The sequence below is a fragment of the Paenibacillus sp. FSL P2-0322 genome (assembly GCF_037975315.1).
In the GTDB taxonomy this organism is placed as follows: domain Bacteria; phylum Bacillota; class Bacilli; order Paenibacillales; family Paenibacillaceae; genus Paenibacillus; species Paenibacillus polymyxa_B.
Genome location: NZ_CP150243.1, coordinates 76,697 through 87,890, shown reverse-complemented (window position 1 = coordinate 87,890; position 11,194 = coordinate 76,697). Strand labels below are relative to the sequence as shown.

The following is an 11,194-nucleotide window of genomic DNA, read 5'->3' as shown; positions in this document are numbered from 1 at the left end:
GGACAAAAGGACAGTTTAACGTGCGCTTCCACCCTGTCATTGATCCAGTGAAACAATTTCTTCCGCCTCAACCACCAATCGATCCCCTACGGAAGCCCGACCGCTTCCAAGAATATAGCCCCGCCGACGCTTGATCACTTCAAAATAGAGATCAATTCGGTCCCCAGGCTTGGCCAAGCTGTGGAATCGAATTCCATTGAGGTTAGTCAGGTATGAAATTCCTTTTTTATCAATCGCAGCGAATGCCGCTAATTGTGCAAGCGACTCCACAATCAACATAGGAGGCATGTATGGGTTAGTGTCAGTAATGAACCACTCACTCCAGGTGACAAGCTTGTATCCCTTCGCCCATTGCGACGTTTCGTACCCGGTCACGCCATCCAACAGAAGAAATGGGTACCGGTGCGGAAGCACATCCGGGATATGGATCAGCTCTTCGCTCACAGGCTTATTCCCCTTCCCACTTGCGAACAGCAAGGCAGACGTTGTGCCCTCCGAAACCAAATGAATTGCTAATCGCCGCGCGGACCTCGCGTTCCTGATATACATGCGGCACAAAATTCAATTCAGGAGCTTCAGGATTGTCGCAATTGAGTGTCGGTGGTACTTTGCTGTGAATCATACTCTGCACAGTCGCAATTAATTCGACTGCCCCTGCACCGCCCATTAAATGGCCAGTCATGGATTTAATAGACGATATCGCCAATTGGGGGGCATGCTCCCCGAATACTTTTTGAATAGCGTTAATCTCCATACGATCATTAAATGGCGTACTCGTACCGTGGGCATTGACATAGTCGATTTCCTGCGGTGTTAAGCCGCCATCCTGCAGTGCGATGTTGATTGCTTCTGCCGGGCCGGAGCCAGAGGGATCTGGAGCCGTGATATGATACGCATCAGTTGTGCATCCGTAACCCACAACTTCGCCCAGAATGGTGGCTCCGCGGTTCAAAGCATACTCCAACTCCTCCAGCACCAAAACTCCTGCTCCTCCACCTATGACGAATCCATCACGATCCACATCAAACGGACGACTAGCCTTCTGCGGCTCTTCATTACGTCTGGAGAGAGCATGGATATTCGCAAAAGATGCCAGATCAAGCTGACTAAAATTGGCTTCTGCTCCACCAGCAACCACGACATCAGCCGTGCCGTACTGGATCGTACGTAATGCCTCACCAATGGCATTACTTCCTGTGGCACAAGCCGTAACCACAGCAAAAGAAGGCCCCTTGGCTCCAATAGCAATGGAGATTTCACCAGGTGCTGAATTAATCATCATCGAGGAAACAAAATAAGGAGAAACTCTTTTGGGACCAAGCTTTGTTAATTTCCCATAGTTCTCCTCTATAACGTCGAGGCCGCCTGCTCCAGAGCCGACAATAACCCCCACGCGACTTGCATTCCGCTCATCAATCACTAATTTTGATTGCTCCACTGCCTGCCGGGCAGCCGCCAAAGCAAACTGAGTGAACTGTGCGACTTTATTAGCTTCCTTCTTGCTCATATATTGCAATGGGTCAAAGCCCGTAACCTGTGCACCGATCTTTGTCGGAATGTCCGCTGTATCGAAAGCAGTGACAGGTCCGATTCCGCTTTTTCCTTCCAACAGTGAATTCCAGAAATCCGTAAGATTAAGCCCGACCGGCGTTACGACTCCCTGTCCAGTCACTACAACACGTCTTCTCACTGTATCCACGTCCTTCGTTGAAATTAATTCTTGGAAGCCTGTTGCTCGTAGAGAGGAAAGTCGCCATACACATGACTGATTTTTTCATGCACATCCGCAAGATCAGCATATACCTCGACGACCACAAGCTTGTTCTCCTGATACTTTTGCCAAGCAAGCTGAAGCTGTTCCCGTGCCTCTCCCTTACTCCGAATTGCAAGGCTTTCCACAAACTCATACTGAGGAATTTGAATTCCTGTCTTGGCCGCCTCAGAAACAAACGGGAGGGACTGCCCTGTGAGATGTTTATAATTCATCTGATTCTGCAACCAACCATAGCCACCATTATTGAGTACGATATAGATTAACGGTATTTGATACTCCACCGCCGTCATAAAATCCGAACAAAAGAGATTGAACGCACCGTCACCTACAAGTGCCACTACTAGACGTTGTGTTGCCACGCTTGCTCCCAGAGCAGCCGCCGCACCGAATCCAAGACTCGTTTGATCACTAGGAACAATCGAAAGAGAACTGTGGGCAAAGCGAAAATATGGATAAAAATAGGACCACATATCCTGCAATCCATTCTCTTGAAGAAGCACTAGATTTTCAGGGAACTCCGTCTGAATCATGTCCAACAGCTCAGGAACGTGGATTCCAGGGGTCTTTTTCAGCTCTTCCAGATAAATAGCCCTGTGAGAAAAAGCCTCCTGTTTACAACTCCCAATCGTTTCAAGCCACACTCCATCAGGCTCCTGCCCACGTCGTTCAAGCCACTGCTCCACCGCTGCATATCCATCACCGAGCACCTTGATACCCTTGTATTCGTGTGCAAAATCCTCCAGATTTACATTGACTTGAATCAAAGGTGTATCCTGTAGCAAAATATCCCACTCGAAGGTAGCCGTTTCTTCCAATCGACTGCCCAGTGTGATCACCACATCAGATTCCTTCCAGATTTGTCTTAGACTGAGATCTGTATAGAGTCCTGCAACACCACAGAAGAGTTCGTGGTCTTCATCAACTACACCCCGTCCCGAGGCGGTTGCGAACAAGGCCGCTCCATGTTGGTTAGCGAACCGCTCAATCACATCACCTGTACCTGACTTCATGCCGCCTCCGACTAGAATGAGTGGTCTGCGGGCGTTCTCAATAATTTCCCACGATGCATCCAACTCCCGACGAGACGGAGAGCACGACAGCTTTTCTGGTGGGGTAAACTGAAGCCCTGTTGGCACAGGCTGGTCCATCAGGTTTTCAGGGAGTTCGATATAGACGGGACCCGGTGCTCCATTGATAGCCAAAAAGGCAGCCCGCTCCATCGCCCATACAAGCCGATCCACATGCTCGACACGATAAGCCCATTTTACGAGCGGCTTCACGAGTGAGATTTGATCGGCTTCCTGAAAGGATCGGGTACCCAGCTTGTCTCCGCCAGTGCCAAGCGCCAAAAGCAGGAGCGGAGCGCCCAGGTTCTTGGCCTCCAGTAGCCCTGTAAGTGTATTACTGAGCGCAGGGCCTTTCCCCACAACGCATACGGACATCTGGTTGGTGGTGAGCGCATAACCTGCTGCCATGAACACAGCATTACGTTGATCTTTGCACAGAATAAAATCCATACCGGATGAGGGGAGTGACGATACGATTTTGAGATCATCACTTGGTAATCCAAAGAGATGCTGAACCCCAGCCGATTTTAAGTAGCCAATGATGGCATCCCAAGGGAATAAACTCGCAGTCATACCAAACTCCTCTTTTCCGACAAATATTCTGCGACAATTTCTGAAATCAAGATCGGCTTCGAAATGAGCTTGAAATCGTAAAAAATATAGTTCGACATCGTGCCATAGCCACCAAAAGGCTTATTGCCTTGATCCACATCCTCAAGCGTCTGATTAATGGTCAGCGTGTGCTTCTTTCGCAGAACGTCCGCCAGGTGACTAGACCCGTATAAGCTGCAACCCATTGCTCGTTCACTGAAATAACTGGAGGAAATACGCTTGATCAGCTGCTCGTCGTCTCGGTAGCTAACCACGTTGAAGACCGGTGAAAAATACTCAATAATCTCCAAATCCTGATCTAGCTCGCTATATACAACCGTTGGCTCCATCTTTTTCGTACGGAAATCAATGCCACCGCCGTAGATAATAAACTTATCGTTCGTATTAAAATATTCAGAAACTGAGTTCAGCGCATCTTTATAGAAAATAGGGGAATAGTTTGCGTTCGGATCATCGTTGGCTCCAAACACAAGTTGGTCAAGCCGCATAATCAGCAGGTTTTTGAAGCTCTCTGTCACATCTTGATGTACCAGAATGATGTCGGGTCCCAGGCAGTCCTGTCCTGAGTTGAACAGTCTCATTCGGATTACATCGGTAACCGCCAGTTCCAGATCAGCATCGGGTCCGATGACGAAAGGATTGATCCCTTGTCCATAGAAGATGTAGAGTTGGTCTTTTCGGATTTGTTTTTTGATCTTCTCCGCATTGACATAGCTCCCGGTGAACACCACAATATCAGCTGGCATAACCGAATTTTCCATAAAAACCCTTTGACTGACCTTACGAATATAGATGGGTAATCCGTGTACAGCCTGAAGCTTTTCATGCAGCATGTTGACGTACTCGTTTACGTGAGAAGAAGGGCGAAAGTCTATATTTTCAACGTACAGGGACGGAATCAAGAGGTATAATGCATAGGAGTACAAAATGACGTTGGAAGGCATGAATACAGCCATAGATCGTTGCCAGCTTGGCTGATAGGTCTGCACTTCTTGCAGAGCACCTTGAAGTGTGAGGATCGTGGAGTCAATTTCTGCATTGGCGGCCCGATAGGATGAAAATTGCGTGAGAATATCCATCACTTCCTGCCGATTTTCAATCAAATAATTGAGGCATTTCAGAATAGATTCATGCCTTTTCAGAAACAGTGTGTTTTCTGCCAGTTCTGGATTTATACTCATGGCACATTCTCCCTTTCCTGTATGCAGTTTTGGTATATATCTTGTTATGCTTTGCGAGAAGCAGCTTTCTCTAGAGCAACACGCTCCATCTCCAGACGATCTACTTTTCCATTGCGATTTAAAGGAAAATGATCGAGCGGAAGCAAAAGATCGGGAAACATGTATGAAGGGAGTACCTGACTCATCTCTTTGCGGAGCACAGGCACGACCTGTGAGGAATCACTTTCGATGAATGCGACAAGCAATGTCCCTTTAGCCTCATCCTCCAAGGTAATCACGCAGGATCGGTAGCCTAGCGAACCAATTCGGTCCTCAATATAGACCGGAGATACCATGTAGCCCATCCGGTTGACCGTCTTACCGCTGCGACCAATGACATACAGCATTCCGTCATCCAGATAGCCCAGGTCTCCCGTCTTGAACCAGCCGTCCTGTAGAACGGATTGCGTCAGGTCTGGACGATTTAGATAACCTTCCATGCATCCAGCACTGCGTATCCACACTTCGCCTACGATACCGTCCGCCTGCTGGTTGCCTGTAGAATCTAGTATTTTCAGATCCACACCAGGTAATGGTAGTCCACAACCCTTCGGACACTCTAGCGTCCCCAGCGTAACGTTGCCCAGTTCAGAAAGGCCGTAACCATTCAGCAGGGGCTGTCCAAATATGTTGTTAAATTTCTCTTCAAGGTCCTGGGTAAGTGGGGAACCGCCTACGCACCACATGCGCACCGGAGCTTCCTTGACCATTTCCAGTTGTTCGGGTTTTCGGTTTAGCATACGCAACAAGGTGTAAAAAGCAGAGGGGTTAGCGTCTACGACCGTCGCCCGGTCTTTCGTAATACTTGCAATGACGCTCCAGAGGTTTTTTGGATTGCAGATGATGAGAGAACATGAAGTTAACCACCAGGAGAAGATAAGTGAGATTCCATAAAAATGAGAAAAAGGCACAACGGGGAGCATATGGTCAGACGGTAGGTAGTTCATGGCGTGTATGGAATGCCTGATATTCTCCATAAAAGCTGAACCAGCTTTCACGATTCCCTTGGGTTTTCCCGTCGTACCTGAAGAATACAGAATGAGCGCATCTGGCCTCTCGCACCACTTGTTAAAGTCGAGGGCTTCAAGCTTTGGCTCTCCCACCCAATCCGGGTGTACTGCTTCTTCTTGAATCAGATCTTGAATTAGAATAACGAGAGCATGAGGAAGTTCTAAATCGGAATCCGTAAGGATGCAACAGGCACCCGCTTCATCATAGATTTGAGCCACCTCATCGAGCACAGTCTGCTCGTCCACCACAGTCACCGAAACAGCGATATTGCACAGGGAAAACAGAGACACAACAAACCAATAGGAATTGGCCGCTTTCAGAATCACTCTACCGTCTTCGGGAATTCCTCTGAGCGTCAACATCCGGGAGAAGATCGTAACGTCTCGCTCCAGACGTTCCCTAGTCATAATTCCTTCAGGTGAGATAATACGGCAATCCGTATGCGTAATAAGCACAACGTTCCCTCCTTACATCCCCGTAATATGGTATCCAGCATCTACATGGATAACTTCACCCGTAATGCCTCTCGATAAATGGGAAAATAGGAATAACGCCGTATCTCCGACTTCCGACGTATCAACCGTCTTGCGTAGGGGCGTAGTTTCTTCAATATGTTTGAGCATTGTGTTAAAATCTTTAATGCCATAGGCAGCCAAGGTCCGTATCGGACCAGCGGAAATCGCATTTACGCGAATGCCATATGTGCCCAGATCATTCGACAGATAGCGCATGCTGGCTTCCAGTGAAGCCTTCGCCACACCCATAACGTTGTAATTTTTGATCGCTCGTTCTGCGCCAATATACGTCATGGTGACGATACTTCCACCCTCTGTCATCAGTGGGTATACTCGACGGGAGACAGCAGCCAGAGAATAGGCACTGATTTCTTGTGCAACGGCGAATCCCTCACGAGAAGTGTCAACGAACAAGCCATCCAAATCCTCAGCCTTAGCATAGGCGACACTGTGAAAATAACCATGTAATACGCCTACTTTTTCTTTTAGAAAATCCGCCAATGCATCAAGCTCTTCATTGCTTTGAACATTACAAGGACAGACCAGTGCTCCTGGAATGGTTTCAACGAGCTTTAGTACCCGCTCTGCAACCCTCTCATTTTCGTAAGTAAAAATGAGCTGTGCTCCTTCAGCAGCTAAAGATTGAGCTGTCCCCCAGGCAATACTCCTGTTATTAGCCACGCCCATAATCAAAATGTTCTTACCGCTCAGTAGTACTGCCACAGAAACCACCTTTCTTTTTTACATTTTTAAACAAAATAACAACTTAACTGCGTATGTCTACATTTATAGACATATGTAATCTTTCCTGGAATATTATCGCGTTAATTGCCAAACTTGGATAGGCGACGTTTTAGGCAAATCACAAAATTTATTTTAAAATTTGTGTAACACATCTTGCATGCTGTCTGTCATCTCACAAAAAATAGTTGTGTTGCTTCTGTTGGTCTGTGTTCAAATCGAAAGGGATACATGTGTGTGAAAAAAGATAGCGAGGCAAAAATAAGGTGACTGTCAAAGTGAGTTAAACATAAAATCCTCATATTTTTGTAAATATTTACATTTCGACGACGGACTCACCCCACTACCGGAAGTAACCACTTCATTTTCACCAACAATGAGTCTTCCGATTTGAACATCCTGAGTGACCAGCCAGATTTTATCTAATCTAAGTGTAAAGCCTTAACCTCTATAGACTACGCTTTTGTTTTTTGGGAGCTAAAGTATAGCTAAAGGAGACAACAAAGTCGATTGCCAGAACGATCGCCCATGTTTGCATAATGCCCTCCAAAGACACCGTACGCTGCGGATCATCAACATACATAATGATTGCAAGCAACAAAGCATTACCTATAGCCCAGCCCAAAAGGTGAAGCAACCAACCTATCCGTTCCTCTTTTGCATGAGCAGCACCATACTTGCGTTCAGGCTTGGGTCCCTTACCAAACCAATGGGAGAACCGTACATCCGCCCACTTAATTAACCTATGACCAAATGCTACTGTAATACCAAAATAACAGGCCGCCAAGCCAGTAGCAGTCGTAATCTCCATGCCACTTTTCACCGTGATGAACACCGCAATCAGTAGCAGGATATCAATAATGGGGGTAAATAGTAAAAGAAGACCGCCTAATTTCTTCAAGCCAAACATATACCTTGCGATCAAGCCTGCAACAACAAAAACCCAAAATAAAACTTCAGCACTAATAATAAATAAATACATAATAGATGATTCCTTTCAAATTAGAAATTGGTATTCACCTCAACTATCCCCCTTTCATGCCCACTATCATACAATATTATACATAATATTCCTAGTATTTTGTCTATAATTACATAAAAGGAAACAAATAGCCGTTTTTTCTGCGAAAATCAGTATCTGTTCAGCCCATTTCGTCTTGTTCTCAAAATGGGCATTTTACATGATATGCTACCCATAAAGAATTATGATGATCTGAAATGAAAAAAGATGTACCTATGCTAATCAGCACGGGTACATCTTTTTTTACAGATACACTATCCAATTACAATATGACCTTCGGGACGACGGTACAATGTCTTGGTCGAGCGTGGACGAATGGCATAGGCAATCGTAAGAGGACCAATCCGACCAATAAACATAGTCACACAAATAATCAGCTTGCCTGCGTCAGACAATCCTGGCGTCACTCCTACAGACAACCCTACCGTTCCGATTGCGGAAGCAGCCTCAAATGCAAGGGAGAGAAATGGCGCATCCTCTGTCATTAAGAGCAGTATAACCACAATCGAGAATATAAATAGGGCCAGTACAATAATGGTCAGCGCCCGCATCATGATATCTTTGGGGACCCTATGACGGAAAAACACAATTTCCTTCTGTCCTCGCATGACGGCGATTAGGGCACCTACCATAAGCAGAAACGTAGTCGTTTTAATTCCTCCTCCCGTGGAGCCCGGAGAAGCACCGATAATCATCAGCAACATAATAAAAAACTGACTTGCCTGCCTTAACCCGCTGATATCGACTGTGCTCGTACCTGATGATCTCGTGGAGACCGATTGAAAGACAGCTCCATATACTTTGCCTTCCCAGTTCAGCGCACCCAAGGTTCGTGCATTGGTAAACTCAAAAACAAATAAAACCAGCGCACCAACCACAATGAGCACTCCCGACACGCTAAGCACCATTTTGGAGTGTAGAGACAGTCTCCGGGTACGGCGAAAATCGAACAAATCGCTAAGTACAAGGAAACCCAAGCCTCCAGATATAACGAGCACAGATGCAATCATATTGAAAACAAAATCTCCAGCGTATTGTTGGAAGCTAGTCCCGAACAGATCGAATCCCCCGTTATTAAAGAGGGATACGGAATGGAATATTCCATAATATATCGCTTGTCCGACAGGCATCTCTCGCATCCACCGCAAAGCTAAGACGACGGCAGCTATCGCCTCAATGGTAAAAGAAAAGATCAGCACCTTGCGAATAATACGCACGATCCCTTCCATGCTATCGGCATTAATAGCCTCCTTAAGCAGCAACCGATCCTTTAACGATAATCGCCGCCCCAACAACAGCGCAAACAAGGTCGCTAAGGTCATAAACCCCAGCCCGCCTAGCTGCATCAGCACCAAAATGACGGTTTCGCCAAACATCGTATACGTTGAATCGACGTCAACAACGACCAGTCCTGTGACGCAAGCGGCTGAGACGGACGTAAAAAGCGAATCAATCCAATGCGGAGCATGACCACTATGATTGGCAACAGGAAGCATCAGTAGCAAAGTACCCAATGCAATAATCAATAAATATCCGATGACCAATATAAAAGGAGGCGATGCGAACCGACTAAGCTTGACGCTGCGTTTCATTAGAGTATTCTCTCCATCCGTTCTTATGAAAAAGAGGAACAAGACACGGGAAGCCCGGCTGATCCTCTATATTCATAATGTTATGTTATTCTACTGTTGGTTACGCATATGCGGGAAAAGCAGCACATCGCGAATGGAAGGCGCATCTGTCAGCAACATAACCAAACGATCGATGCCGATGCCCAGTCCACCTGTTGGTGGCATCCCGTATTCCAAGGCGCGGATAAAGTCATCATCCATTTCATGCGCCTCGTCGTTACCGTGCTCACGTTCCAGCAATTGTGCTTCAAAACGTTGGCGCTGGTCGATTGGATCATTCAGCTCAGTGAACGCATTCGCATGCTCACGAGCAACCACGAACAGCTCGAAGCGATCCGTAAACCGCGGATCTTGTTCGTTTTTCTTGGCCAACGGCGAAATTTCAACCGGATGTCCAGTAATAAAGGTCGGTTGAATAAGCGTTTCCTCTACGAACTGCTCAAAGAATGCATTCAGGATATGGCCAAATGTCATATGCGGTTCAACCGAAACTTTATGCTCTTTCGCAAGGCGATGAGCTTCTTCATTACTCATCTGCACGCTAAAGTCTACGCCTGTTACTTCTTTAACAGCATCAACCATGGAGACTCTGCGCCATTGCGGCGTCAGATCCACTTCCTGGCCTTGATATTGAATATGCTGTGTGCCCAGTACTTCCTGCGCAATATGTGCAACCATGTTTTCCGTCAATTGCATGATATCTTTATAATCAGCATACGCTTCATACAGCTCAATCATCGTAAACTCAGGGTTATGGCGGGTCGAAATACCTTCATTACGGTAAACACGACCGATCTCATATACTTTCTCCATTCCGCCGACAATTAGTCGTTTCAAATGGAGTTCAATAGCAATACGCATATAAAGCTGCATGTCCAATGCATTATGGTGCGTAACAAATGGCTTCGCCGCCGCCCCGCCAGCAATGGAATGTAATGTTGGGGTTTCAACTTCCAAATAGCCGAGCGAATCGAGATAACGACGCATGGATTGAATAATACGGGACCGTGTAATGAACGTTTTTTGTACTTCAGGGTTCATAACCAAATCGACATACCGCTGACGGTAACGCAATTCAACATCCTTCAGGCCATGATATTTCTCTGGTAATGGATACAAGGATTTGGACAAGACCTCAATATCCAGCACTTTGATTGTCGTTTCGCCCGTTTTGGTCTTGAAGAGCACACCCTTAACACCAACAATATCACCCAGATCCAAAATACCAAATGCTTTATATTTGGATTCAGGTACCGTGTCTTGACGAACATAAATTTGAATACGTCCGCTAAGATCCTGTATATGAGCAAAGCTGGCTTTTCCCATAACACGTTTAGCCATAATACGGCCTGCTATGCTAACTTCAATATTCTTTTCTTCCAGTTCTTCCTTAGTCAAACTGTCATACTTGTTCAGTAGTACGCCCGCTTCAGCCGTGCGTATGTATTTGCGTCCAAAAGGATCAATGCCCAATGCGCGAAGCTCGTCCAATTTGGCACGACGAATTTGTAATAGTTCACTTAATTCCTCGCGATTTTCTTGTGTTTCCTGGTTAGTAGTTTCATCCGACATGGTGCTAAATCAGCTCCTTCAATATGAATA

9 protein-coding genes are annotated in these 11,194 nt (G+C 46.3%); all 9 read right to left on the bottom strand.

From position 1 onward, the window contains the following. Positions 1–36: 36 nt before the first annotated feature. The 9 genes from MKY24_RS00415 to lysS all read right to left on the bottom strand — a co-directional run bounded on the left by MKY24_RS00415 (position 37) and on the right by lysS (position 11,164). The gene (locus MKY24_RS00415; protein WP_025721676.1) at positions 37–444 is read right to left on the bottom strand and encodes a 3-hydroxyacyl-ACP dehydratase FabZ family protein; all 408 of its coding nucleotides are present in this window, start codon (positions 442–444) and stop codon (positions 37–39) included. Between the two features lie 4 nt (positions 445–448). Beyond that, positions 449–1,690, bottom strand: coding sequence for a beta-ketoacyl-ACP synthase II (fabF, locus tag MKY24_RS00410; protein WP_053324335.1), 1,242 nt, complete (start codon positions 1,688–1,690; stop codon positions 449–451). A 23-nt stretch (positions 1,691–1,713) separates the two neighbouring features. Further along, positions 1,714–3,414 (bottom strand): thiamine pyrophosphate-binding protein, encoded by a 1,701-nt coding sequence (locus tag MKY24_RS00405; RefSeq protein ID WP_339201226.1) that lies wholly within the window; start codon positions 3,412–3,414, stop codon positions 1,714–1,716. Next, a complete protein-coding gene (locus MKY24_RS00400) occupies positions 3,411–4,634 on the bottom strand; it encodes an aldehyde dehydrogenase family protein (protein WP_028542503.1) in 1,224 nt (407 codons plus the stop codon). Before MKY24_RS00400 ends, MKY24_RS00405 begins: the two co-directional genes overlap by 4 nt. 44 nt (positions 4,635–4,678) lie before the next feature. Beyond that, entirely contained in the window at positions 4,679–6,139 is a 1,461-nt protein-coding gene (locus tag MKY24_RS00395) for a class I adenylate-forming enzyme family protein (RefSeq protein WP_160788569.1), read from the bottom strand. 12 nt (positions 6,140–6,151) lie between these two features. Next, on the bottom strand, positions 6,152–6,922 hold the full coding sequence (gene fabI / locus MKY24_RS00390) for an enoyl-ACP reductase FabI (protein ID WP_013308164.1): 771 nt from the start codon (positions 6,920–6,922) through the stop codon (positions 6,152–6,154). Between the two features lie 466 nt (positions 6,923–7,388). Then, entirely contained in the window at positions 7,389–7,922 is a 534-nt protein-coding gene (locus tag MKY24_RS00385; RefSeq protein ID WP_023986462.1) for a hypothetical protein, read from the bottom strand. Positions 7,923–8,215: 293 nt separating this feature from the next. Beyond that, complete coding sequence (locus MKY24_RS00380) at positions 8,216–9,553, bottom strand: TrkH family potassium uptake protein (protein ID WP_023986461.1); 1,338 nt, start codon at positions 9,551–9,553, stop codon at positions 8,216–8,218. A gap of 90 nt (positions 9,554–9,643) precedes the next feature. Next, complete coding sequence (gene lysS, locus MKY24_RS00375; RefSeq protein WP_339201225.1) at positions 9,644–11,164, bottom strand: lysine--tRNA ligase; 1,521 nt, start codon at positions 11,162–11,164, stop codon at positions 9,644–9,646. Between the last annotated feature and the right edge of the window lie 30 nt (positions 11,165–11,194).

Excerpts from the sequence above, each read along its gene's own strand:
- MKY24_RS00405 (WP_339201226.1), bottom strand. The coding sequence starts at position 3,414 with ATGACTGCGAGTTTATTCCCTTGGGATGCCATCATTGGCTACTTAAAA.
- MKY24_RS00400 (WP_028542503.1), bottom strand. The coding sequence starts at position 4,634 with ATGAGTATAAATCCAGAACTGGCAGAAAACACACTGTTTCTGAAAAGG.
- MKY24_RS00385 (WP_023986462.1), bottom strand. The coding sequence starts at position 7,922 with ATGTATTTATTTATTATTAGTGCTGAAGTTTTATTTTGGGTTTTTGTT.
- MKY24_RS00380 (WP_023986461.1), bottom strand. The coding sequence starts at position 9,553 with ATGAAACGCAGCGTCAAGCTTAGTCGGTTCGCATCGCCTCCTTTTATA.
- lysS (WP_339201225.1), bottom strand. The coding sequence starts at position 11,164 with ATGTCGGATGAAACTACTAACCAGGAAACACAAGAAAATCGCGAGGAA.